Below are 22442 nucleotides of genomic sequence, written 5' to 3' on the forward strand. Positions count from 1 at the left end.
AAGAAGCAAGGAGTGCATCCGAAAAAAATCGCTGCGCCATAGCTGAATCCGCCAAAATCACGCCAAAAAATCCGGTTAACGCGCCTGCGCCTCCGCCTACTCCTACTCCTACTCCTTTTCCTCCGGATAAGGATCGATCGTGCGAATGGAGCCGTCAGCCTCATAATGCAGCTCGGTCATCTTCACGCAGCGCTTGTTGTCCGCCCCGCCCGACAGCGAGCTGTCGTGGTAGAACAGGTACCATTTGTCCCGATAGCGGACGATGGAATGGTGCGTGGTCCAGCCGACGACGGGCGTCAAAATCGTGCCTTTGAACGTGAATGGGCCGTACGGATCGTCCCCGACGGCATAGACGATCTTGTGCGTCGTTCCGGTCGAGTAGGAGAGGTAATACCGCCCTTCGTGCTTGTGAACCCAGGGTCCCTCGAAATACCTGCGGTCCTCGTCCCCGGCGCGGATCGGCTCGCCGGCTTCGTCCACGATGCGGATCTCGCGCGGCTTCTCCTTGAACCCGAGCATGTCGTCGGTCAGCTCCGCCATCCGCGGCCCCAGCGCGGGCTCGTCGCCCGACGGCCCTTCGGCGTCCGGCTGGAACGCGCCGGTCTGCCACTTTTCCAGCTGGCCGCCCCACAGACCGCCAAAGTAAACGTAGGACTTGCCGTCGTCGTCCGCGAAGACGGCCGGATCGATGCTGAAGCTGCCGGGAATATAGCTCGACTCCGCGCGGAACGGTCCTTGCGGCGAGATGCCCGTCGCGACGCCGATCCGGAAGACGTCTTTATGGTCCCGCGCCGGGAAGAACAGATAGTACGTGCCGTCTTTGTAGGCTGCATCCGGCGCCCACAGCTGCTTTTTTGCCCAGGGAATATCGTTCAGATGCAACGCCTCTCCGTGATCGAGCGCCTGCGTCAGATCCTCGCTCAGCGAGAGGACGTGGTAGTCCTCCATGTCGTATTGGTCGCCGTTGTCGTTCGACGTCATCTCATGGTCGAGATCGTGCGAGGGGTACACGTACAGCTTGCCCTCGAAGGCGTGGGCGGAAGGATCCGCCGTGTAAATATGCGTCACGAGCGGCGCGCCGCCCCGCGATTCTGTTGTCATAACAATCCCTCCGTGTAAGCGCTGTCGCATCGATTTCCCCTCATCTTAGCAAATATAAATCCGCGCTGATACGGCACGATCATTAGGTTTTATACCTATAATCTTTAGGAGTTGGCCGCCGGCGCGGAACGGTTGGCTGAACGTTCGGTCTTTGTGATACAGTAAACGGGATTGGACTCATGCGAAAAACGGGCGGGCGATTCGATTGGTCAAATGGAGCGAACTGAACACGCTGCGAAACCAGATTTTCGCCGCTTTTACGTTGACGATGATCGTCGTGCTGACCTTTGCGGGCATTTATATTTACGGTCAGGTATCCGACCTGCTGCGGAGCAGCGCGGAAAAACATATCCAGCAGACGGCGGTGCAGGCGAACGGACGGCTCGACGCGCTGCTCGACCAGATCGACTCGCTGACGACGCAGGTGGCGACCAACGATTACGTGCAGAAGCTGCTGCTCCAGGAAGCGGACGGCGTTCGCGCCGCGTTCGCCCAACGCCAGTCGCTGCTGCAGATCGCGAGCACCTACACGGCCTATTCGACGGGCATCCGCTCGATGGAGCTCTACGCCAGGGATTACCGCCGCTTGTTCCCGCTCGATCAGACCAGCTTGAACGCGCGGGTGTCGCAGGAGATGATCTGGCAGACCGACCGCGTGAAGGGGCGGCTCGTCTGGTTCGGACTCGACCCGGCGCAGCCGGATACGGTGCTCGCGATGCGGCGCATCAGCCTCATCGACCGCGGCTACGCGGCGGGCGGCTATCTGGCGGTCCGGCTCAGCCGCGATTACTTCGAGATGAACGCGAAGACCGCCGGAGAAGGGGAGGCGCGCCGCGACGAAGAGTACATGCTGCTCGCGGACGGACAGGGCGCGCCGATCACCTCGGATCTGTCGGCCGAGGACGCCAAGGCGGTGCTCGACCAGACCGGCTCCACCGTCTCCGTCGGCGGCGAGGAGCTGCTGTCCGTACGGCAGCAGTCCCGCACGACGGGCTGGACGCTCGTGCTGCTCACGCCGGTCCGCGCTTCGACCGAAGGCATCTCCGTGCTGCGCACCGCGATCCTGGTGTCGATCGGCATCGGCGCGGTGGCTTTTTTGCTGCTGACGCTGCTGCTGTCCACGCTCATCACGCGCCCGATGCTGAAGCTGATGCGCACGATGCGCGGCGCGCGGCTCGGCGGGCTCAAGCAGAACCTGTCGCCTTCGCCGACGATCGCCTCCCTCGAGATCCGGGAGCTGAACAACACCTACAACCAGATGGTGACGCACATGAACGAGCTGATCCAGGTCGTCTACGAGAAGGAGATCACCCAGAGCCGCACCGAGCTGAAGGCGCTTCAGGCGCAGATCAATCCGCACTTCCTGTTCAACACTTTGGAAGCGTTCTATTGGTCGCTCGAGGACAAGGGAGACGAGGAGCTGGCGGGCATCGTCGTCGCCATGTCCGGCTTGTTCCGTTATGTCATCGGCGGCACGGGCGGAGACGACGAATGGGTGACCGTACGCGACGAGCTCGAGCATGCGCAGCGGTATTTGCAGATTATGAAAATGCGTCTGATCGACCGGCTCGATTGGCGCATCGCCGCGGACGAGGGGCTTATGCACGTGCCGATTCCGAAGCTGATTATTCAGCCGCTCGTGGAGAATGCGATCTTGCATGGCGTGGAGAGCCGGATCGGCCCCGGATCGGTCACGATCCAGGTGTCGTCGGGCAAGCCGGGCATCGCGACGATCGCCGTCATCGACGACGGCCTCGGGATGGACGAGAAGACGCTGGCCAAGCTCCTGCAAAAAATCGAAGGCGGCAACCAGGAGCCCTCGTCCAAAAAGGGCGCCGGGGTAGCTATGTCCAACGTGCAGCGGCGCCTCAAGCTGTATTATCCGGACGCCGCGGGGGCCGGCAGCGGTTTGCGCATCGAGAGCAAGACAGGCTCCGGCACGATCGTCCGCTTTGATATCACTATTCCTCCGGGAGGAGTCGAACCGTTGTGAAAACGTTATTGATCGTCGATGACGAGCCGCGCACGCGTCTTGGCATCCAGAAAACGCTCGTCGCCTGGGCGGCGGGCAAATACCGGATCGAATGCGCCGCGAGCGGCGTCGAAGCGCTCGAATGGCTGAAGACGAATCCGGCCCATATTCTCATCACGGACGTGCGGATGCCAGAGGTCGACGGACTGCAGATGCTGGAAGCGCTCGCGAAGCGCGGGCCGCTGCCCGTCGTCATCGTCATCTCCGGCCATGCCGAGTTCGAGTATGCGAAAAAGTCGCTGCAGCTCGGCGCGTTCGACTACATCCTCAAGCCGCTCGACAAAGCGGCGCTCATCGACACGGTGCAGCGGGCGTTCGAGCGCGACAGCGACAAGGATCGCCTGGACGCGATGGAAAAGCTTGTCGATCCCAAGCTGCTCGAGGTAGGCCGCGACGAAGCGCGGTACGGTACCTCCATCAAGGATGCGATCGAATTTATTTACGGCCATCTGCATGAAGCCATCACGATGAAGCAGGTCGCGGAGCAGATTCACCTGAACGCGAGCTATTTCAGCGTGCTGTTCAAGGAGCAGACGGGCGTGACTTTCAGCGATTATCTGACGCGGATCAGACTGCAAAAAGCCAAGGAGCTGCTCGTCGCGACGCGGCTGCCGGTGTGGGAAATTGCGGAGAAGGTCGGTTATCAAACGGTCAAATATTTCATCAAGGTGTTCAAAGAGAGCGAAGGGACGAGTCCCAGACAGTACAGGCAGCAAACGGCGGACGACAATCCGTCGATCCAATAAAAGTGGAATTTCTCCCAACGGCCGTTCACTGTTACGCTTACATTTCCGGTTTTATACTGTGTATGCGATTACAAAGTGACTGTGCTCGTAAAAAGGGAGGCTAAAAAATGAAACGCGCATTATCTGCAAGCACCGCCATCGTCCTCTTGTCTTCCGTCCTGGCCGCATGCGGCTCGGACGCCTCCAACAACGCGGGTGCCAGCCAATCGGCCAGCCCGAGCGCCGGCGCCGCCTCGAGCAGCGCCGCGCCTTCGGACAGCAGCAAGCCAAAGGATAAGGTGACCATCAACCTCTGGAGCTTCACCGACGAGATCCCGAACATGACGAAAAAGTACATCGAGACCCATCCCGACGCGAACGTGGAGTTCAAGACGACCGTCATCGCGACGACGGACGGGGCCTACCAGCCCGCCCTCGACCAGGCGCTCGCCGGCGGCGGCAAGGACGCTCCGGACATTTACGCGGCCGAATCGGCGTTCGTCCTGAAGTACACCCAAGGAGACGCCTCCGACTACGCGGCGAACTATGCCGACCTCGGACTCGGCGACGATCTGGTGAAGGAAGCCGGCATCGCCCAGTATTCGGTCGACATCGGCAGCAAGGAAGGCCAGTTGAAGGGCCTCGCCTACCAGGCGACCGGGGGCGCCTTCATCTATCGCCGCTCGATCGCCAAGGACGTATTCGGCTCCGACGATCCGGCGACGATCAAGACCGCGGTCGGTCCGGGTTGGGATAAGTTCTTCGACGCAGCGGCCAAGCTCAAAGCAAAAGGCTACGGCATCGTATCCGGCGACGGCGACATCTGGCATCCGATCGAGAACAGTTCGGATAAAGGTTGGATCGTGGACGGCAAGCTGCATATCGATCCGAAGCGCGAGCAGTTCCTCGATTTCTCCAAGCAGCTCAAGGATAACGGCTATTCGAACGATACGAAGGACTGGACGGAAGCCTGGTACGCCGACATGTCGGGTACCGGCAAGCAGCCGATCTTCGGCTTCTTCGGCCCGGCATGGCTCATCAACTACGTCATGAACGGCCAGGTCAAGGATACGAACGGCGACTGGGCCGTGACCGAATCGCCGACCGGCTTCTTCTGGGGCGGCACGTGGCTGCTCGCGAACAAGGACGCCGCGAAGGACGAGGCGAAGAAAGCGGCCGTCGCCGACTTTATCAAGTGGGTGACGCTGGATACATCCGAGACCGGTCTCCAATATTACTGGGCGAACGGCACGATGAAGGCCGGCGAGCAAGGCACGAAGGACAGCGTCGCGTCGAGCGTCGTCATGTCCAAGTCCAACGGCGAAGTCGCGCTGCTCGGCGGGCAGAACATGTTCGACGTGTTCGTCCCGGCCAACGCCAACGCAACCGGCAAGAACCTTACCCAATACGACGAGTCGATCAACCTCATCTGGCGCGACCAGGTGCGCGAATATGCGAACGGCACGAAGAGCCGGGACAAGACGATCGCGGACTTCAAGCAAAAGGTCAAGGACCAGCTCGACATCGACAGCGAATAAGACGGCACTTTGCGCCGAAGGGGCGGGTCGACGGCCCGCCCCTTTAATTGAATAAACGAGGTGGTAGCCATGCGCCGCAAGAGCGTCAGCTATTCGAGATTCGGCTACATGTTCAGCTTGCCTTTCATACTCGCGTTCCTTGTATTCTCGTTCTATCCGGTTCTATATACGGCGGTCATCGGCTTTACCGACATGAAGGGCGTCATTCCGAAGCCGGTTCACATGCTGGACAATCCCTTCGGCAACTTCACCGATCTCATTATGCACAACACGTCGTTTCGCATATCGTTAACGAATACCGCGTTGATCTGGATCCTGAACTTCATTCCCCAGATCGGACTGGCGCTGCTGCTCACCGCCTGGTTCACCAACCAGCGTCTCAAGGTGCGGGGGCAAGGCGCGTTCAAGGTGCTCCTCTACATGCCGAATATTATCACGGCGAGCACGATCGCCGTGCTTTTTAACTCTTTGTTTTCTTACCCGATGGGTCCCGTGAACAGTCTGTTCGAGAGTCTGGGCTGGATCGACGCGCCGGTCAACTTCCTGCAGGACAAGACGACCGCGCGGGGCATCGTCGCCTTTATCCAGTTCTGGATGTGGTACGGCAACACGATGATCATCCTGATCGCCGGCGTCATGGGCATCAATCCCGCGCTGTTCGAGGCGGCCGCCATCGACGGGGCGAACGGCTGGCAGACGTTCGTGCGGATCACCCTGCCGAGCCTGAAGACGATCATGCTCTACACGCTGATCACCTCGATGATCGGGGGGCTGCAGCTGTTCGACATCCCGCAGCTGTTCCTGTTCGGCGGCCCCGACGACGCGACGCTCACGACGTCCGTATTCATCTACGGCCAAGCGTTCAAGGGCAGCTACATGTTCAACAAAGCGGCGGCGGCCAGCATGATCATGTTCGCGATCGCGGCGGTTCTGTCGGGTCTCTTGTTCTACCTCATGCGCGACCGCGACGCCGCCCGGCTCAAGAAAGCGCAAAAAAGAATCGACAAGGCTGCGCGAGCGGCGGCAAGGGGGCTGTGATTCATGGAAAACGTACGGGCCGAATCCAAAGCCTCGCTTCACGTCAATCGCACGATCGTCTATATCGTCTGCATCGCCCTGGCGCTGCTCAGCATCCTGCCGTTCTGGATCATGTTCGTGAACGCTACGCGTTCGACGGCGGAGATCCAGAGCGGGCTGTCCCTGCTGCCGTCCACGCATATGAAGACGAATCTGGACGTGCTGCTGAGCAAGAGCTTCGATCCGCTCAAGGGATTTTTGAATTCGCTCATCATCTCGGGCTTCTCCACCCTTTGCGCGGTTTACTTCTCGTCACTCACCGCCTATGCGCTGGTCGCTTATAACTGGAAGCTCCGTCAGGCGTTCTTTACGTTTATTCTGCTCGTCATGATGATCCCGGCGCAGGCGAGCGCCATCGGCTTCTACAAGTTCATGTACCAGCTGCATTGGACGAACAGCCTGCTGCCGTTGATTTTGCCGGCCATCGCGGCCCCGGCCATTGTGTTCTTTATGCGGCAGTACCTGCTGTCCATGCTGTCGATCGAAATGGTCGAGGCGGCGCGCATCGACGGGGCCGGGGAGCTCTACACGTTCAACCGGATCGTGCTGCCGATCATGGTGCCCGCCATCGCTACCCAGGCGATCTTTGCCTTCGTCGCCAGCTGGAACAACCTGTTCATGCCGCTCATCCTGCTCACGCAGAAGGAAAAGTACACGCTGCCGATTATGGTCAGCCTGCTTAAAGGGGATATTTACAAGACGGAGTTCGGTTCGATCTACATGGGGCTTGCCCTTACGGCCTTGCCGCTCTTCGTGATATACTTCCTGCTGTCCAGGTATATTATCGCAGGCGTCGCGCTCGGCGGCGTCAAAGAATAAGAAGGGTACAAACCTCGATCCGTCCGGCTCCGCGCCTGGCGGATCGTCATGCTGCATGGTGGAGGCAAAAAACGTGCGCATAAAAATTCGGGCGGTATCGGCGCTGACGGCGGCCGGCTTGGCCCTCGCCACGGCCGGATGCGGGCGGGGCTCGGACGATCGGCTCGCCGCGAACCCCGGCGCCGGCGATCAAGTGACGATCAGGATGATGCATCTGTGGCCGGAATCCGGCGCGCCGGGCCAGCACCGGATCGTGAACAAGATCATCGAGGAGTACGAGGCGGAGCATCCGAACGTCGTCGTCAAGCAGGAAGTGCTCGATAACGAGCAGTACAAGGCGAAGCTTCGGGTGCTCTCCGCCGTCAACGAGCTGCCGGACGTCGGCTTGACGTGGGCGGCGGGCGCGCTGCAGCCGTTCGTGGCGGGCGGGCTGTTCACGCCGCTCGACGACCTGCTGCGCGGCGAGTTGAAGGACTCGTTCGTGGCGGGCACGACGGAAGCGTATGCCGTGGACGGCAAGACTTACGCGCTGCCGCTCGAATTCAATATCGCGCCGATCTACTATAATAAGGAGCTGTTCCGCGAGTTCCATCTGGAGGTTCCCAAGACGTACGACGAGCTGCGCGATGTCATCGGGAAGCTCGCCGCGGGCGGCGTGGCGCCGATCGCGCTGGGCAATCAGGACCGCTGGACCGGGTCGATGTGGTACATGTACATGGCCGACCGCATCGCGGGCGCGCAGAAGCTGACGGACGCGATCGCGGGCCAGCGCTCCTTCGCCGATCCCGGACTCGTCCAAGCCGCCCGGAGCGTGCAGGATCTGGTGGACGCGGGCGCGTTTCCCCCGGACTTCAACGGCTTGTCCAACGACGAAGCCAAGGCGATGTTTCTGAGCGGCAAAGCCGCCATGTACATGGTGGGCGCGTGGGAGCTGCCGAACTTCACGACGAACCAGGACATCCCCCGCAGCTTCCGCGACAACGTCGGCTTCTTCAAGTTTCCGACGGTCGCGGGAGGCAAGGGAGATATCGACGGCTGGGTCGGCGGCCCCGGCGTCGGCTTGTTCGTCGCCGAGAACTCCGAGGTGAAGGCGGAGGCCAAGTCGTTCGTCGAGTACTTCGTCAAGCGCTGGGGCGAGCGCTCCGTCACCGACGCGGGCGTCATCCCGGCGACCAAGGTCGACACGGCGGCCGTCAAGCTGCCGCAGCTGTACGTCGACCTGCTTAACGAGATGAACAAAGCGACGAGCGTCACGCTGTTCGCCGACGTACAGATGACGCCCGCCGCCGCCGAGACGCACCTGAACCAGATCCAAGCTCTGTTCGGCAAGGCCGTCACGCCGGAAGCGTTCGCGACCGCGCATGATAAGGTGATTAAGGCGGGGCAGTGAGGTGGTGTGTGGCGATAGGCGTCGGTTGATGCAGGCCGGATAGTTGTCAAAAGGCATCTAATTTCACGTCAGTCAGGCGACTTGCGCGAATAGTTGTCAGAAGGCAGTTATTTCCTCGCCCTTAGCCGCATATCCGCCACCACCCGCCGAAATAACTGCTTTTTAACACTTATCGCTTCACGATTCGGGAAATCGGCAAAAATAACTGCCTTTTGGCAACTATTTCCCCGAGTCCGCCCGCGTTAACGACAAAATCGCCCTCCCGCCACCTACGCGTGGCCGCCGGAGGGCGATTTCTTTTTCGCATACAACAGTCACTTGATCCCGAACCGCACGAACGAGTCCACGATCTGGCGGCGCAGCAGCAGGTAGATGAGGAGGATCGGCAGGCACGAGACGGTCGTGGCCGCCATCAGCGAGCCCCACATGTTGGAGTCGGAGTTGACGAACAGCTTCAGTCCGATCTGCAGCGGTGCGTTCTCCATCTTCTTGGTGATGAGCATCGGCCACAGGTATTCGTTCCAGCCGTTGATGAACAGGATGATGCCGAGCGAGGCGACCGAGGACTTGATGTTCGGCAGGATGAGCCGCGTCAGAATGCCGAAGTCGCTCTGTCCGTCGATGCAGGCCGCCTCGATGAGCACCTTCGGGAACGACTGGAAGCTTTGATACAGCGACAGGATGGCGAAGGTGGATACGGCGAACGGCAGTACGATGCCCATCAGCGTCTCGTTCATGCCCATATTGTTGACGAGCACGTAATTGGGGATCATGATCGATTGGAAAGGGATGAGCCACGTCAGGCTCAGCAGCGTGAAGATGAGCGTCTGACCGCGGAAGCGCCAGCGGACGAGCGCATACGCCGCGAGCAGGCCGGTGAACAGCTGCAGCACGGTCATCAGGATCGAGACGCCGAACGAGTTGAACATCATGCGGAAAATCGGCATCTGCTCGAACGCGTAGCTGTAGTTGCTCAGGATCGGGCTCGGCGGCAGGAAGTCGGACTTGAAGATGTCCGATTCGTTTTTGAACGACGAATTCAGCATCCAGTACAGCGGGAACAGCGCGATCACGCACATGAGCGACAGCAGGCCATGCTGCAGGATCGAGACCGCCGGCGGTTTTCTTTTCATGGTCGGCTCCTCCCGTCTTAGTTATCGTAAAAGGAAAATCGGCGCGACAGCGAATTAAGCAGCAGCGAGATGACGCCGAAGACGACGAAGAACAGGAGCGACGCCGCCGAGCTGAAGCCCGCGTTGAGATTGGAGAAAGCAAACTTGTACATCTCGTAGTAGACGTTGGTCGATGTGCCGTACGGACCGCCGGTCGTCAGGATGTCGATGTACGCGAACGTCCATTGGCTGGAGAACAGGATGCTCATCGTCAGCATGAAAATAATCATCGGCGACATGAGCGGGACGGTAATGCGCCAGAACTGGCGCATGCTGCCGGCGCCGTCCTGAGAAGCGGCTTCGTAGTACTCGCTGTTGATCCCCGTCAGCGCCGCGGAGAACATGATCGTGCTGAAGCCGATCATCTTCCACCCCGTGATGAGCAGGATGATCCACTTGGCGAAGGACGGATCCGAGAAGTAGGCGATCGGCGTCTCGATCAGGCCGAGCTTCATCAGCGCGGTGTTCACGAGCCCGCCGGACGGATGGAACAGCCACCGCCAGATCGCGCTCACGGATACCGGCGCCAGGATCATGGGGATGAAGAACAGCGCGCGGTACACGTTTTTCATGCGGCCTGCCGTGTGATGGGTGACCGCGGCCAGCGCGAGCGGAATGACGATGGAGAACGGCAGCAGCAGTACCGTGTAGAAAACGGTGTTACCGATCGAGTCGGCGAAGCTTTTGTTCGCCAGCAGCCGCGAGAAGTTGTCGAATCCGACGTAAAGCGGCTCGGTGCCGGGGACCATGCTCCATTTGTGGAAAGCCAAATAAAACGTGTACAGCAGCGGCCTGTACATAAAAATGCCGAGCAGGACCAGCGCAGGCAGCAGGTACAGCCAGGGCTTCAGCATGCGAAGCGCCTTGGTCCGGGTCCGAGGCCGGTCCAAGGCTACGGGCGGCTTCCCCGCAAGGGGGGGCGCGTAGGCGTTTTCGATCGCTTGGCTCATGACGGCTCCTTTCGATTCGTTACTGGATCATCTGGTTGATGTCGTCCTGCGCCTTCTGCAGCGTTGCCTTGACGTCGCCGTCCTTGGTCATGACGGACTTGACGATGGCGTCCGTGAACGCGGTGGCCGCTTCGGTGGCGTATTCGCCCGGCCAGATGGCGACCGGCTGGATATGGGACAGCTGCTCGAGGTTGATCCGGTAGAGCGGGTTCTGCTCGACGAAATCCTTCAGACCGTTCGGGTCGTCAGCCAGTGCAGTGCGCAGCGGGAGGTAGCCGATCTGCGAGGTGATGATCGTATAACCGCGGTCGCCGGTGACGAAGCGGATGAATTCCCAGATCGCCGCGCTCTTCTCAGGGGTGTCCGAGCGGATCGCGAGCACGCTGCCCGAGTTGACCGGGACGGCCGGCTTGTCGCCGAACTGCGGCAGACCTGCGCCGTATACCTTCCAGCCGCCGGCTTCGGACGCCTTCTTGATGCCGCTGTAGAGCGAGGTCGAAGAGGCGTACATGCCGAGGTTGCCGGCCATGAACTGTTCTGCCAGCTCCGTCTCCGTGCCTGGCGCCGATGCGCCGTTCTGGTAAAGATCCTTCCACGTCTCGATCGCCTCGACGCTCTCGGGGCTCGCGAATTCCGCCGACTTGCGGTCCTTCGACAGTACGCTGCCGCCGTTGCTCAGGATGAGGCCTTCGGTGATCCAGCCGTTGGTCGGCGTCAGGCCGAAGCCGTCCTTGCCCGTGGCGGCCTTGATCTTAAGAGAGGCTTCCTTGATCTCGGCCCAAGTCTTCGGCGGTTTCGCCGGATCGAGTCCGGCCTGCTCGAACAGCTTGCCGTTGATGAAGACGATCGGCGTGCTGAACGTGAAGGCGAGGCCGTACATCTTGCCGTCGATCTTGCCGAGCTCAAGCGCGTTGGGCGAGATGCCCTGCAGATGCGCGTCCAGCTCCGCCTTCGGGAATACGTCCTCGTACGCTTTGAAGCCGAGGCTCAGGCGGGAGGCGTCAAGCGTGCCGAACGGATGCTGTACGACGTCGACTTCTTTGCCCGCTGAGATGTCCGCCTTGTACTGCTGCATCGTCGTGTCCGCGACGCCTTCGACGACAACGCCTTTTTCCTTGCCGACCGTGTCGTTGAACTCCTTGATCAGCTGCTCCATGCCGGGCTTCATCGTCGGGTAAGCCAAGCTGTAGGAGTAGAACGTAACCTTGGTCGGATTTGCGGGATCGAGCTTGGCGAGCTCCGTCTGGCTTGGCGCCGCGGTAGCGGCAGCCGCGTCGGCTTCGCCTTCCGCGGCGGAGCCGCAAGCGGACAGGCTGGCTGCGGATGCGACGGCGAGTGCCAGGGCGGTGCCTTTCATAAACGGTTTCATAAAATCAGGAATCCCCCTTTTCAATAATGGATGCCGTTGGATGGCGATTCTTCTAAGGAATCAGGCTTCCAGGCAGAAGGCTTGGATGCGCGCCCGATCCTCGGCATCGATGCCGAATTCGGCGAACAGATATTGTTCGAACGTGCCGTGCGCGGACAAAATGGCGTTCATCGAGGCGTCGAGATACCGCTCCTGCAGCGCCATCGTGCGGCGCATCGTCTGGAGCGACGCTTCGTCGAGATATTGCGCGGCCATGTCGAACATCTGCGCATGGAACTTCTCGAGCGTCACGTTCGACAGCAGGTAATCCTCCATGATCGTCTCGTATGGTACGCCGAGCGTGAGCAGGATGAGCAGGGCGCCGACACCCGTGCGGTCCCGTCCGCCTGCGCAGTGATGGACGAGCGGCAGGCTCGTCTCCGGCGTGCGCAGCAGCGACATGAGCTGCTTGTAGGAGGCGTTGTTGATCGGGAGGCTGGCATAGAGCCTGTCCAGCATATTGTCCGTGAACGCCTTATGCATGCCGCTCTTGAACAGCTGCTCCATCGTCACGTGCGGCGCGCTCTCGGCGGCTTCGTTGGCGGGCACGCGGATGTAGCGCGCTTCGCCGATGACCGGATCCGGCTTTTCTTCGGCTTCGGCACGGTTGCGGTAGTCGAAAACGTGCTTCAGGCCGATGGCGCGCAGCGCCTCGTGGTCGGCTTCCGTCAGGCCGGTCAGCTCGGCGGCGCGGAACAGCAATCCCTTTTTGACCGTTCGGCCGTCTTCGGTGCGCAGTCCGCCCATGTCGCGGAAGTTAAAGGCGCCTTCCAGCGGCAGCAGGCAGGCCGGCATTTGAATCGTCGTCATGTTGCGTCTCTCCTCGGTTATCGAAGTCGGTAATCAGTGCTGGGCGACGAGCATGGCGATCGGGAAGCGGAAGTACTCTTCGCCGGAAGTCGGCAGCACGGTCGTCTGGATCGAAATGCCCTCTTCGGAGATGTCGACGATGTTGAAGCCGCAGAAATCGACCATCTTATAGTTCTCGGCGTCCGCCAGCTCGCCGGTGAACGCCGTGCCTGCGGCCGCGACGTTGACGATGCCGCGGTAGGTGCCGACGTTGTTGGAGTGGACGTGTCCGGCCATGACGCCGATGACATCGGTGTCTTCTATCACGTCGCCGAGCTGCGCGCGGTTCGCCAGCAGGTGGTCGCCGGACATGCCGCGAACGCTCATCATCGGATGATGGATCCCGATGATCGTGCCGAGCGGGGCGGGGGTCGCAAGCTCGTCCTTTAGCCAGGCGAGCTGCGCGGCGTCGAGCTCGCCGTCGTGGCGGCCAGCGACTTGGGAGTTTAGGCCGATCAGACGCAGGCCGTTGAAGTCGAGTGAGTAGTAGTAGGCTTCTTCGGTAGGCGATTCGCCGAGGTAGCCTTGGCGGAACGCGGAGCGGTGGTCATGATTGCCGAGTACGACGTGAACGGGCGCGCCGATCAGTGCCGAGCATTCGTCGATTACTGTGCGGATGTAAGCATAGTCGGCTGCATCGCCTTCATGCGACAGGTCGCCGGTGATGAGCACGAAATCCGGCGCAACATTCGCGTCGCGGAGGTGGCGGAACGTCTGCTTGACCTTTTCGGCAAGCTTGAATTTGGCGAAGGGGCCCTCGGAGCTCGGCGCGTTCATGTGCGTGTCGGTCAGGTGGACGAATTTCATGCTTTTCATCTTCAATAGCCTCCTTGGTTTTTGAAAAGTTATCTTGTATACAAGAATTATTGATCTTGTATGTAAGGTGGATATAAACGAGCGAACGGAGTTGTGTAAAAAGTGCAGGCACGCAAAAAAGCTCCGAAACGGGAGGTTTCGGGGCTTTTTCAACGATGCGGCGGCGCTGGGAAGCGGCGTCGCTATATGTTTTTATACCTTGTAACCGTTTCTGAGCAGCTCTTCGCGCGAGTTGCGTTTGGACGCCTGGATGGCGGCTTTGGCTTCCACGTAGTTGCCTTCGGTTAAATGACGGTAAATTTCGGCGTACAGCTTCTTGCCCGTATAGGGACGGTTCGAGCCTTCGGTCGACCGATAGGCGACGACGACGTACAGCACCTTGTCCTTGTAACGGTCGAACGTCTCCATGATGCTGCGGTTGCCGATCGTGGAGAGCAGCGTGCTCATGAACATGAGGCCCGACTCGTAATACTCGCGGTGCATCTTGCGCTCGCTGGCCTCGATGAGCTGGTCCAGATAGTAACGCAGCCGCTCGAAGTCGGGCTCGTACTGATCCTGCTCCATGCGCTCCAGCACGAACAGATAAAGCGCGTTAAGCAGGTCGAACATATCGTACAGTTCCTTGACGTCGATACCTTTGACGAGGATTCCGCGCTTGACCAGCGTTTCCAGGAATCCTTCTTTCTCCAGCTGCATGACCGCGGCGCGGACGGGGGTCCTGCTCATGCCGAGCCCGCTCGCGAGCTCGCTCTCCGAGAGCAGCTGGCCGGGCAAATATTGACCGCTGAGCAGCCGCTGCCGGAGTTCCTGGTAGGCGACTTCCGCGAGAGGCAGGTCGGACATAAAAGGCAATCTCCTTCGAATCGTTGCCGATCGTGATATCCATTTAGTATATCTTGTCGATCGGCGGCGGGCAATGCGGCTCATTGTTAACGTGTCTGCGCGCAGAAAAGGCCAAATCGTTTCTTGTGTGTGCTTGTGCAGGATACAAGCCTGCATCGTATGATGAGCCTCCAGACGCATCGCCTTCTGTAGGAGAGGCGATTGGCTATGCGAGCGCCGGATGTGGTGCATCGCCTTCTGTAGAAGAGGCGATTGGCTCGGCGAGCGCCGGATGTGGTGCATCGCCTTCTGTAGGAGAGGCGATTGGCTATGCGAGCGCCGAATTTGGTGCATCGCCTTCTGTAGGAGAGGCGATTGGCTATGCGAGCGCCGGATGTGGTGCATCGCCTTCTGTAGGAGAGGCGATTGGCTATGCGAGCGCCGGATGTGGTGCATCGCCTTCTGTAGGAGAGGCGATTGGCTATGCGAGCGCCGGATGTGGTGCATCGCCTTCTGTAGAAGATGCGATTGGCTCGGCGAGTGCCGAATTTGGTGCATCGCCTTCTGTAGAAGAGGCGATTGGCTCGGCGAGTGCCGAATTTGGTGCATCGCCTCCTGTAGGAGAGGCGATTGGCCATGCGAGTGCCGAATTCGGTGCATCGCCTGCTGTAGGAGAGGCGATCAAAGCCTCGAGCCCCCGCTCGCATCGATGAGCTGGCCCGTCACCCACCGGCTGTCCGGGGAAGCGAGGAACGCGGCGATGTCGGCTACATCCTCGGGCTGTCCCCACCTGCCGAACACGGATAGCCCCGCGGCGAACGCTCTGCCTCCCGGATCTTGGAGCGTTCCCGCGTTCATGTCGGTGTCGATGATGCCGGGTTGGATGGCGTTGACCCGGATGCCGCGGCCGCCGAGCTCCTGCGCCAGATTCAGCGTGAGCGTATTGATCGCGCCTTTGGACACGCTGTAGCCGAGCAGATTCGGCAGGGGAATTCGCGTCACGGCGGAGGACAGATTAATGATGCTGCCGCCGTCGTTCATGCGCTTTAGCGCCTCCCGAATGACGAGGATCGGCGCCTTGACGTTGATCTCAAGCACTTCGTCCAGGGACGCAGCCGTCGTTTCCTCAATGCCGATCTGCTGCCCGATGCCCGCGTTGTTAACCAAAATATCAAGCTTCGTACCGGCCGCCGGCCCGTCCAAGCGTCCGTCCAGCGCCTCGAACAAAGCTTCGATGCCGCCGGCGCCCACAAGATCGGCGCCGATCGCGAAGGCCGACCCGCCGCCGGAACGGATCTCGCGCACGACCTCCTCCGCTCGCTCCCGGCTGCTTCCGTAATGCACCGCCACGGTCGCGCCATCCGCGGCAAGGCGCAGCGCGATACCGCGTCCGATGCCTCTGCTCGCCCCCGTCACCAAAGCGACCTTACCATGCAAGTTACCCATTCGGATCATCTCCCTCCGTTTTTACAAGTCCAGTTATAGCACGGACGTTCTTTTGCGATGTTGCGCTTCTATTCGGAGAGAAGGGACAAGCCTTCGGATCGATGGAAGAACGGGGCGCCGACTGATAGAATGGGATCATCGAACGATAAGCGAAAGAGGCGATAGCATGAGCAAACGAACGCAAGTGGAAATCGTACCCTGGTCGGCGGAACATCTCGAGCTGCTGCACCGGCTGAATGCCCCGGAGATGACCAGATCGCTGGGCGGACCGGAGACGGAGGAGCAGGTCGCGTCCCGGCACGAACGGTACCTGCGGATCGCCGAAAAAGGAACGGGGCGCATGTTCGCCGTCCTTGCGCTGCCGGAGCGGGAGCTTGCGGGCAGCGTCGGCTATTGGGAGCGGACCTGGCAGGGGGAGCAAGTATGCGAGATGGGCTGGGGCATTCTGCCGGCCTATCAGGGACGGGGGATCGCGACCGCCGCGGTTGAGCAGGCGATCGAGATCGTTCGCAGCGAAGGCGCGCGCGACGCCGTCCACGCGTATCCGGGCGTTGACAATCCCGCGTCCAACGCCGTGTGCCGCAAGCTCGGCTTTACGCTGGCGGGAGAGATCGAATTCGAATACCCGCCGGGCAGCTGGATGCGGTGCAACGACTGGCGGCTGGAGCTTTGAAGGGCTCCGGCGAATAGCGTCAATCCCAAATATCCGGCCGGCTGATCTGGAGCAAACGCATATACTGCAGCAACTGACCTGTATGGACGGCGTCATGATAGGATTTGCGTTCAAGCGCATCTCCGAGGCAGCGTTCGATCGGACGATGCGGCCAGCGAATCAAGACGGTCCCGAACGTGCTGACGTCCAGCGATTCCACATGGGACAGGAACCGCGCGTGGTTCGCTTCGCTTCGCACGATCTCGTCCTGAATGCTTGTGTAGGGTCGATCCTGCATCGGTGCCATTTCCTCCTCGGTCGGCAGCCGCTGTTCGGTCAAGATCATATGCCAGTAATAGTCGTGCTCCAGCACGTGCCTGATCATCTGTCCGACGGACAGGGCCGTGGCATCGGGCTGCCAGTGAATATGCCGATCCGGGATGGCGGAGGCGGCTTTGATAAATCTTCTGCGGGTTTCTTTCAGATCAAGCATGATGAGCGATTTGGCGTCCATGTTTAACCCTCCTGGAATGGGATCGGCGATAACCGTCGTTAGGACTGTATTGTAGTACGACGACATTTCGGTTAGCATCGAAGTATGAATGCATATCAGAATATCGTATCTGTCGCTTCGCTGATCGGCGATCCGAGCCGCGCCAAGATGCTGGACGCTTTAATGGGAGGACAGGCGCTGCCGGCCGGAGAGTTGGCTTATATCGCCGGCGTGTCGCCTCAGACGGCCAGCGCGCATCTGTCGAAGCTTGTAAACGGGAATCTGCTGAAGGTTGAGTCGCAAGGCCGGCACCGCTATTATCGCTTGGCGAACGCGGAGGTGGCGCAGTTCGTGGAGATGCTGGAGGTGCTGTCGCCTGCCCGCCCCGTCAGATCGCTTAGACAATCCGAGGAGCTTGTCAAAGTGCGCCATGCCCGTACCTGCTATGACCATCTCGCGGGCCGGCTGGGCGTCGCCTTGACGAACGCATGGCTGGAGCGGTCGTATCTGTCGATCCTCTCCGACCGGGAATTCGGCCTGACGGACGAAGGCGCCGACCACTTCTTGAGCTGGGGGGTCGACCTCCGCACGCCTTCTCCGGGAAGGCGCGTATTCGCCAAACGCTGCCTGGATTGGAGCGAAAGGTATCATCATGTCGGAGGGTACCTAGGCGCACGGATCGCATCGGCGGCGCTCGCGAACGGCTGGGTCGAGCGCATCGAAGGAACGAGAGCCTTGCGCGTCACCGAGCGAGGTCGAGACAGTCTCAGGGACTTGTACGGCATGGACTGGGCGTCGCCTGATCGGAATCGGAGGAATCCCGAATGACGCTTAATATCGCCTGCCTGCACGCGCATGAATCGAATATCGCTTACGTCGACGGACTTCGCGTGCCCGAAGGGCTGTCGTGGACCCATTACGTCGATCCGGGGTTGATCGCGCGCATGAGCGCGGATACATCGTTCTCGGAGGAGCAAGCGCGAGCACATGTCGTTCGCCAGCTGGAATGGATGGCGAAGGCGAGCGCCGACGCGATCCTGATCACTTGTACGAACGATATCGCCCTGCTCGACGAAGCGCGGCTGGCGGTCAAGCTGCCGGTTCTTAAGATCGACAAGCCGTTCTTCGAGGAAATCTGCCGGCGCGCGGGAACGCATGCGCTGCTGTTCACGAACCCGGCGACGGTGGAAGGGACGACGAACCGGCTGTACGATTATGCGGAGCGTCTCGGCTATGCGCGTCCGCAGATCGAGACCGTCGTACTGCCGGAGGCGTTCGATCTCATCATGCGCGGTGAAAAGGAAGCGTATCGGGCCGTCGTTCAGGCGGAGCTGAAGCGGCTTCTCGACGCCGATCCCGCAAGGCCCGTCTCCGTCGCGCAGCTGTCGATGGCCGACGCGGCGGAGCAGGCGGGGGCCTCGCGGGGCGCGACGATCGGCCATCCGCTTCGTCCGCTTGCCGGAGCGGTAGAAGCGCTGGCGCGGGAGCTCGGCGGCCGCAAGTAGCGCCAATCAGCGCCGGACGTCGGCCTTCCGTCTGGCCGAAGATGGACTGCGCATTCAGCCGGCCATGTCGGAAGCCCGCAATCGGTAAGAAATTCGCAACGCGCAAACATGCTAGAATAGGGATGAAGACCAGACTCTTTTAACGCGAGGAGAGATCGTCGGTGGCTTCCCTGCACCTCAGCCAAATACCGGTGGCGACAGCGGAGATGCTCGTACGCAAGCCGGTGGAAGAAGTATTTGAAGCATTTGTCGACCCTTCGGTGACAACGCGGTTCTGGTTCACCAGGAGCAGCGGCCGATTGACTGCGGGAGCGCGCGTCCGATGGGAATGGGAGATGTACGGCGCTGCCGCGGAGGTTGACGTCCTGCAGTTGGACCCGAACAGGCGAATCCAGATTCGTTGGGGCGATGAGACGAGCGGCTTCACCCAGGTGGAGTGGAGCTTTACGAGCCGCGGGGAAAATGAAACCTTCGTAAGCGTCGTCAACTCGGGCTTTCAAGGCGACGGCGATGCCGTCGTGGCTCAGGCGCTCGACTCGACCGGCGGCTTCAACATGATGCTCTGCGCGCTGAAGGCGCTGCTCGAGCACGACATCGAGCTGAACGTCGTTGCCGACAAAGCGCCGGACGCGCACGTGCGTCCTAACTAATAAGGCATACACGTATTGGACCGTCAGGACAACCAGTCCTGACGGTTTCTTTACGTCTGGCGTTTGAGTTGCGCGGTACTATATTGACATCCGATATATCGCATTATATTATATCGTCATACGATACATCGCCAGGCGGTATAGTGGCGACATGGAGGATCTCACTTGGACAAATCAAAGCAAATGCTGCCGCTGACGGAGGCGTTTTACTACATCCTGGTGACGCTCTGCGCGGAGCCGTCGCACGGTTACGGCATGATGCAGGAGGTCGATCGGATGAGCGGCGGACGGCTGAAGCTGGGGGCGGGCACGCTGTACACGGCGCTGAGCACGCTGCAGGGCAAGGGACTGATCGAGCCGTATCCGGGCGCCGAGGGCGCGGATGCCAGGCGCAAGCTGTATGCGATCACGGCGGACGGGCGCGCGGTGCTGGCGGCGGAGGTCGAGCGGCTGGCGGAGCTGCTCGCGGCGGGACGACATGCCTTGAACGGGAGGGATTAACGGTGGCGCGGACAGAGAAGAGATGGCATGCTTGGATGAGCTGGGACTACGAGAAGGAAGAACGTTGGCTGAACGAGCTGTCGGCTCGCGGGCTGCACCTGACGAGGGGCAGCGCGTTCAGAAGCGAGTTCGAGCGCGACGAGACGGTCCGGTATACGTATGGCATCGACTATCAGGGCGGGTTGACGAAAAAGAACGGCAAGCTGGAGGAGTACATCGAGCTGTACCGGGATATGGGCTGGGAATACGTGAACGCGTACAGCGGCATTTGGCATTATTTCCGCAGACCTTGGGAGCCGGGCGAGACGCCGAGGCTGTACACGGATCGCGAATCGTTGACCGAGCATTATAAGAAGCTCCAGCGCATGCTGCTGATTGTGCTGCTCATGAATGTCGTGATTGTGGCGGCCAACTTTAGAAGCATCTTGTTCCTGGCGGACGATGAGGTCCGTTGGGGGCTCGCGGTGCCGGTGCTGGCCATCTATGCGATTCTGTTCGTCCTGCTCGGGTACGGCGCCGCGCAGATGAATCGAAGGATCAAGAAGATCGGCGGAGAGAAGACGTAGATGCCCCGCATCGCAGTAGGCGGCGTGTCTCGTTCGGCGGGCGTCGGCCTGCTATACTGGTGGGGAAGCGATCATAGCAAAGGAGCGGGCGACGTTGAAGTTCAAAGCGACGGTTGAGTTGAACGGCAAGACGGCGACGGGCATCGAGGTGCCGGCCGAAGCGGTCGAAGCGCTGGGATCGGGCAAAAAGCCGGCGGTATACGCGACGGTGGGCGGCTATACGTATCGCAGCACGGTTGCGGCGATGGGCGGGCGCTACATGCTGCCGCTGAGCGCGGAGCATCGCGGCGCCGCCGGCGTGGCGGCGGGCGACGAGGTCGAGGTGGAGCTCAAGCTGGATACGGACCCGCGCGAGGTGAAGCTCCCCGACGATTTGGCCGCCGCGCTCGCTGGCGCGCCTGCGGCGCGCGAATTTTATGGCGGACTCTCCAACAGCAACAAAAGCCGCGTCGTCCTCTCGGTCGAAGGCGCCAAGACCGCGGAGACGCGTCAGCGCCGGATCGACAAGGCCGTGCAGGCGCTGAGCGAAGGCAAGACCGTATAAGGGGGACTCGGGATATGAGCGGCATTATCGCAATTACGGGCGCTTCGTCCGGAATCGGGCTGGCGACGGCGCTTAAGCTGGCGCAAGAGGGTTGGATCGTCTACGCGGGAACCCGCCACGTCGAGCGGGATCGGGAACGCTATGCCGGACAGGACAACCTGCACTGGATCGAAATGGAGGTCACGGACGTCGCCTCGCTGGAGGCTGCGTTCGGGGCGATCGAACGGGAACAGGGAGCGCTCGACGTGCTGTTCTGCAATGCGGGCTTCGGATTCCTCCGCGCATTGGGACAAGCCGACCCCGCGGATATTCACCGGGTGTTCGACACCAACGTCTACGGCGTGATGCATACGATTCGCGCGGCGCTGCCGCTGCTCCGCCAAGCGGCGAACGGCGGCTACATCATTGCCACCTCCAGCGTCGGCGGTCTGGTCGGTCAGCCGCTCAACGAGATTTATTGCGCCAGCAAGTTCGCGGTCGAGGGGTTGCTGGAGAGTCTGGCGACGTATTACAAGCCGACGTTCAACATCGACGTCACGCTGCTCGAGCCTGGCGCCATCGCGACACAGTTCGTGGGCACCGTGATGGAGCAGGTGAATGCGACGGGCGGCATTCTCGACGACGAGTACAAGCCGGTCGTCCAGCGCTACCTGGACGGATTCGCGAGCCGCAATGCTGTGCCGCAGACAGCGGAATCGGTCGCAGATGTCGTGGGGGAGCTGCTGCAAATGGAGACCAAGCCCCTGCGCATCCGGACCTCCGAGGCCGCCGAGACGTTTGCGCGCTTCAAGACCAGCCAGGATCCGACCGGGCTGGATGGCATGCTGAATACGCGGAAAATCCAACTGAACCAATAGGCGCGCGACACGCTGGAATCGGTTATACCATAATAAGCATAGGAACGAATGGCTGCCGGATCGGTACCGATAATCGTCGGGTGAAAGGGTGAACGTCATGCGCGTCATTCCCGCTTCTCGAAGCAAGCGATGGCTCTCCTGGGGCGCGACGTCCTGGCTCGTCACGACCCTGCTGTTCTGGCTCATACGGTTTGCCGTGCTGGGACAGCCATGGACGGCCGTGCACGCTTTTCGCTTTTTGCTGGTGGCACTCGTCGTCAGCGCATTCGCGGCCCTATGCGGCTGGCTCGGCGCGCGGAGGCTCGCCCTGTCGACCCTGGCAGGAAATCTGCTCGGTCTGCTGCTCATGGCGTTCGTTTCGCGCGGCAACACGGGTTGGGAGGATCTGTCGAGCCTGCTCGTTTATATGGAGCTGCTCGGGCTTGGATTGGCGGTCGGCGTTGTGCTGGAGTTGGTGGTCTGGCTCGTGGGCAGGACCCGGCATCGTCACGGCTGAGGGACGCAAAATGACATAAAAAACCCGTCAGTG

The 22442-nt window shown here is 60.8% G+C and carries 24 protein-coding genes; 15 read left to right on the plus strand and 9 right to left on the minus strand.

Features of this window, described 5'->3' with window-relative positions:
- Positions 1 to 108: 108 nt before the first annotated feature.
- Positions 109 to 1101 carry a glycoside hydrolase family 43 protein gene (locus KVT38_RS04815; protein WP_217592556.1) on the minus strand — a complete coding sequence of 331 codons (993 nt, stop codon included), beginning with the start codon at positions 1099 to 1101 and terminating at the stop codon, positions 109 to 111.
- A 205-nt stretch (positions 1102 to 1306) separates the two neighbouring features.
- Here KVT38_RS04815 and KVT38_RS04820 point away from each other — a divergent pair, with 205 nt between their 5' ends.
- From KVT38_RS04820 to KVT38_RS04845, 6 genes are all read left to right on the plus strand, one after another.
- Positions 1307 to 3094 (plus strand): cache domain-containing sensor histidine kinase, encoded by a 1788-nt coding sequence (locus KVT38_RS04820; RefSeq protein ID WP_254638989.1) that lies wholly within the window; start codon positions 1307 to 1309, stop codon positions 3092 to 3094.
- Positions 3091 to 3879, plus strand: a complete 789-nt coding sequence (locus KVT38_RS04825) for a response regulator transcription factor (RefSeq protein ID WP_217592557.1) — start codon at positions 3091 to 3093, stop codon at positions 3877 to 3879. Before KVT38_RS04820 ends, KVT38_RS04825 begins: the two co-directional genes overlap by 4 nt.
- A gap of 107 nt (positions 3880 to 3986) precedes the next feature.
- A complete protein-coding gene (locus KVT38_RS04830) occupies positions 3987 to 5396 on the plus strand; it encodes an ABC transporter substrate-binding protein (protein ID WP_217592558.1) in 1410 nt (469 codons plus the stop codon).
- A gap of 69 nt (positions 5397 to 5465) precedes the next feature.
- Complete coding sequence (locus KVT38_RS04835; RefSeq protein ID WP_217592559.1) at positions 5466 to 6434, plus strand: carbohydrate ABC transporter permease; 969 nt, start codon at positions 5466 to 5468, stop codon at positions 6432 to 6434.
- Positions 6435 to 6437: 3 nt separating this feature from the next.
- Complete coding sequence (locus KVT38_RS04840) at positions 6438 to 7292, plus strand: carbohydrate ABC transporter permease (protein WP_217592560.1); 855 nt, start codon at positions 6438 to 6440, stop codon at positions 7290 to 7292.
- A 73-nt stretch (positions 7293 to 7365) separates the two neighbouring features.
- On the plus strand, positions 7366 to 8682 hold the full coding sequence (locus KVT38_RS04845; protein ID WP_368859052.1) for an extracellular solute-binding protein: 1317 nt from the start codon (positions 7366 to 7368) through the stop codon (positions 8680 to 8682).
- Between the two features lie 314 nt (positions 8683 to 8996).
- On the opposite strand, the gene KVT38_RS04850 is transcribed toward KVT38_RS04845, so the two are convergent.
- The 7 genes from KVT38_RS04850 to KVT38_RS04880 all read right to left on the minus strand — a co-directional run bounded on the left by KVT38_RS04850 (position 8997) and on the right by KVT38_RS04880 (position 16145).
- Positions 8997 to 9815, minus strand: coding sequence for a carbohydrate ABC transporter permease (locus KVT38_RS04850; protein WP_217592562.1), 819 nt, complete (start codon positions 9813 to 9815; stop codon positions 8997 to 8999).
- 17 nt (positions 9816 to 9832) lie between these two features.
- The gene (locus tag KVT38_RS04855) at positions 9833 to 10804 is read right to left on the minus strand and encodes a carbohydrate ABC transporter permease (RefSeq protein WP_217592563.1); all 972 of its coding nucleotides are present in this window, start codon (positions 10802 to 10804) and stop codon (positions 9833 to 9835) included.
- Positions 10805 to 10823: 19 nt separating this feature from the next.
- Positions 10824 to 12173, minus strand: coding sequence for an ABC transporter substrate-binding protein (locus KVT38_RS04860; RefSeq protein WP_217592564.1), 1350 nt, complete (start codon positions 12171 to 12173; stop codon positions 10824 to 10826).
- A gap of 60 nt (positions 12174 to 12233) precedes the next feature.
- Entirely contained in the window at positions 12234 to 13022 is a 789-nt protein-coding gene (locus KVT38_RS04865) for a tyrosine-protein phosphatase (RefSeq protein ID WP_217592565.1), read from the minus strand.
- 33 nt (positions 13023 to 13055) lie between these two features.
- Entirely contained in the window at positions 13056 to 13877 is an 822-nt protein-coding gene (locus tag KVT38_RS04870; protein ID WP_217592566.1) for a metallophosphoesterase family protein, read from the minus strand.
- Between the two features lie 192 nt (positions 13878 to 14069).
- Entirely contained in the window at positions 14070 to 14720 is a 651-nt protein-coding gene (locus tag KVT38_RS04875; RefSeq protein WP_217592567.1) for a GntR family transcriptional regulator, read from the minus strand.
- A 660-nt stretch (positions 14721 to 15380) separates the two neighbouring features.
- Positions 15381 to 16145 carry an SDR family oxidoreductase gene (locus KVT38_RS04880; protein WP_217592568.1) on the minus strand — a complete coding sequence of 255 codons (765 nt, stop codon included), beginning with the start codon at positions 16143 to 16145 and terminating at the stop codon, positions 15381 to 15383.
- Positions 16146 to 16311: 166 nt separating this feature from the next.
- Here KVT38_RS04880 and KVT38_RS04885 point away from each other — a divergent pair, with 166 nt between their 5' ends.
- Positions 16312 to 16818 carry a GNAT family N-acetyltransferase gene (locus tag KVT38_RS04885; RefSeq protein ID WP_217592569.1) on the plus strand — a complete coding sequence of 169 codons (507 nt, stop codon included), beginning with the start codon at positions 16312 to 16314 and terminating at the stop codon, positions 16816 to 16818.
- 19 nt (positions 16819 to 16837) lie between these two features.
- Here the strand turns inward: KVT38_RS04885 and KVT38_RS04890 are convergent, their stop codons facing one another.
- Complete coding sequence (locus tag KVT38_RS04890; protein WP_217592570.1) at positions 16838 to 17311, minus strand: DinB family protein; 474 nt, start codon at positions 17309 to 17311, stop codon at positions 16838 to 16840.
- Positions 17312 to 17395: 84 nt separating this feature from the next.
- On the opposite strand from KVT38_RS04890, the gene KVT38_RS04895 reads away from it, so the two are divergent.
- The 8 genes from KVT38_RS04895 to KVT38_RS04930 all read left to right on the plus strand — a co-directional run bounded on the left by KVT38_RS04895 (position 17396) and on the right by KVT38_RS04930 (position 22409).
- Positions 17396 to 18118 (plus strand): ArsR/SmtB family transcription factor, encoded by a 723-nt coding sequence (locus tag KVT38_RS04895; protein ID WP_217592571.1) that lies wholly within the window; start codon positions 17396 to 17398, stop codon positions 18116 to 18118.
- Positions 18115 to 18795 carry an aspartate/glutamate racemase family protein gene (locus KVT38_RS04900; protein WP_217592572.1) on the plus strand — a complete coding sequence of 227 codons (681 nt, stop codon included), beginning with the start codon at positions 18115 to 18117 and terminating at the stop codon, positions 18793 to 18795. The genes KVT38_RS04895 and KVT38_RS04900 overlap by 4 nt, the downstream gene beginning before the upstream one ends.
- 206 nt (positions 18796 to 19001) lie before the next feature.
- Complete coding sequence (locus tag KVT38_RS04905) at positions 19002 to 19445, plus strand: SRPBCC family protein (protein ID WP_217592610.1); 444 nt, start codon at positions 19002 to 19004, stop codon at positions 19443 to 19445.
- A 165-nt stretch (positions 19446 to 19610) separates the two neighbouring features.
- A complete protein-coding gene (locus tag KVT38_RS04910) occupies positions 19611 to 19946 on the plus strand; it encodes a PadR family transcriptional regulator (RefSeq protein ID WP_483298156.1) in 336 nt (111 codons plus the stop codon).
- 2 nt (positions 19947 to 19948) lie between these two features.
- The gene (locus tag KVT38_RS04915; RefSeq protein ID WP_217592573.1) at positions 19949 to 20512 is read left to right on the plus strand and encodes a DUF2812 domain-containing protein; all 564 of its coding nucleotides are present in this window, start codon (positions 19949 to 19951) and stop codon (positions 20510 to 20512) included.
- 94 nt (positions 20513 to 20606) lie between these two features.
- Complete coding sequence (locus tag KVT38_RS04920) at positions 20607 to 21056, plus strand: DUF1905 domain-containing protein (RefSeq protein ID WP_217592574.1); 450 nt, start codon at positions 20607 to 20609, stop codon at positions 21054 to 21056.
- Positions 21057 to 21070: 14 nt separating this feature from the next.
- On the plus strand, positions 21071 to 21913 hold the full coding sequence (locus tag KVT38_RS04925; RefSeq protein ID WP_217592575.1) for an SDR family oxidoreductase: 843 nt from the start codon (positions 21071 to 21073) through the stop codon (positions 21911 to 21913).
- Positions 21914 to 22010: 97 nt separating this feature from the next.
- A complete protein-coding gene (locus KVT38_RS04930; protein WP_217592576.1) occupies positions 22011 to 22409 on the plus strand; it encodes a hypothetical protein in 399 nt (132 codons plus the stop codon).
- The last annotated feature ends 33 nt before the right edge of the window (positions 22410 to 22442 follow it).

The sequence above is a fragment of the Cohnella sp. GbtcB17 genome (genome assembly GCF_019091135.1).
Lineage (GTDB): Bacteria > Bacillota > Bacilli > Paenibacillales > Paenibacillaceae > Cohnella.

Bases quoted from the DNA above. Each gene is read 5' to 3' on its own strand.
- KVT38_RS04815 (WP_217592556.1), bottom strand. From the start codon at position 1,101: ATGACAACAGAATCGCGGGGCGGCGCGCCGCTCGTGACGCATATTTAC.
- KVT38_RS04830 (WP_217592558.1), top strand. From the start codon at position 3,987: ATGAAACGCGCATTATCTGCAAGCACCGCCATCGTCCTCTTGTCTTCC.
- KVT38_RS04835 (WP_217592559.1), top strand. From the start codon at position 5,466: ATGCGCCGCAAGAGCGTCAGCTATTCGAGATTCGGCTACATGTTCAGC.
- KVT38_RS04840 (WP_217592560.1), top strand. From the start codon at position 6,438: ATGGAAAACGTACGGGCCGAATCCAAAGCCTCGCTTCACGTCAATCGC.
- KVT38_RS04850 (WP_217592562.1), bottom strand. From the start codon at position 9,815: ATGAAAAGAAAACCGCCGGCGGTCTCGATCCTGCAGCATGGCCTGCTG.
- KVT38_RS04855 (WP_217592563.1), bottom strand. From the start codon at position 10,804: ATGAGCCAAGCGATCGAAAACGCCTACGCGCCCCCCCTTGCGGGGAAG.
- KVT38_RS04860 (WP_217592564.1), bottom strand. From the start codon at position 12,173: ATGAAACCGTTTATGAAAGGCACCGCCCTGGCACTCGCCGTCGCATCC.
- KVT38_RS04865 (WP_217592565.1), bottom strand. From the start codon at position 13,022: ATGACGACGATTCAAATGCCGGCCTGCCTGCTGCCGCTGGAAGGCGCC.
- KVT38_RS04870 (WP_217592566.1), bottom strand. From the start codon at position 13,877: ATGAAAAGCATGAAATTCGTCCACCTGACCGACACGCACATGAACGCG.
- KVT38_RS04875 (WP_217592567.1), bottom strand. From the start codon at position 14,720: ATGTCCGACCTGCCTCTCGCGGAAGTCGCCTACCAGGAACTCCGGCAG.
- KVT38_RS04880 (WP_217592568.1), bottom strand. From the start codon at position 16,145: ATGGGTAACTTGCATGGTAAGGTCGCTTTGGTGACGGGGGCGAGCAGA.
- KVT38_RS04885 (WP_217592569.1), top strand. From the start codon at position 16,312: ATGAGCAAACGAACGCAAGTGGAAATCGTACCCTGGTCGGCGGAACAT.
- KVT38_RS04890 (WP_217592570.1), bottom strand. From the start codon at position 17,311: ATGGACGCCAAATCGCTCATCATGCTTGATCTGAAAGAAACCCGCAGA.
- KVT38_RS04895 (WP_217592571.1), top strand. From the start codon at position 17,396: ATGAATGCATATCAGAATATCGTATCTGTCGCTTCGCTGATCGGCGAT.
- KVT38_RS04900 (WP_217592572.1), top strand. From the start codon at position 18,115: ATGACGCTTAATATCGCCTGCCTGCACGCGCATGAATCGAATATCGCT.
- KVT38_RS04905 (WP_217592610.1), top strand. From the start codon at position 19,002: ATGCTCGTACGCAAGCCGGTGGAAGAAGTATTTGAAGCATTTGTCGAC.
- KVT38_RS04925 (WP_217592575.1), top strand. From the start codon at position 21,071: ATGAGCGGCATTATCGCAATTACGGGCGCTTCGTCCGGAATCGGGCTG.
- KVT38_RS04930 (WP_217592576.1), top strand. From the start codon at position 22,011: ATGCGCGTCATTCCCGCTTCTCGAAGCAAGCGATGGCTCTCCTGGGGC.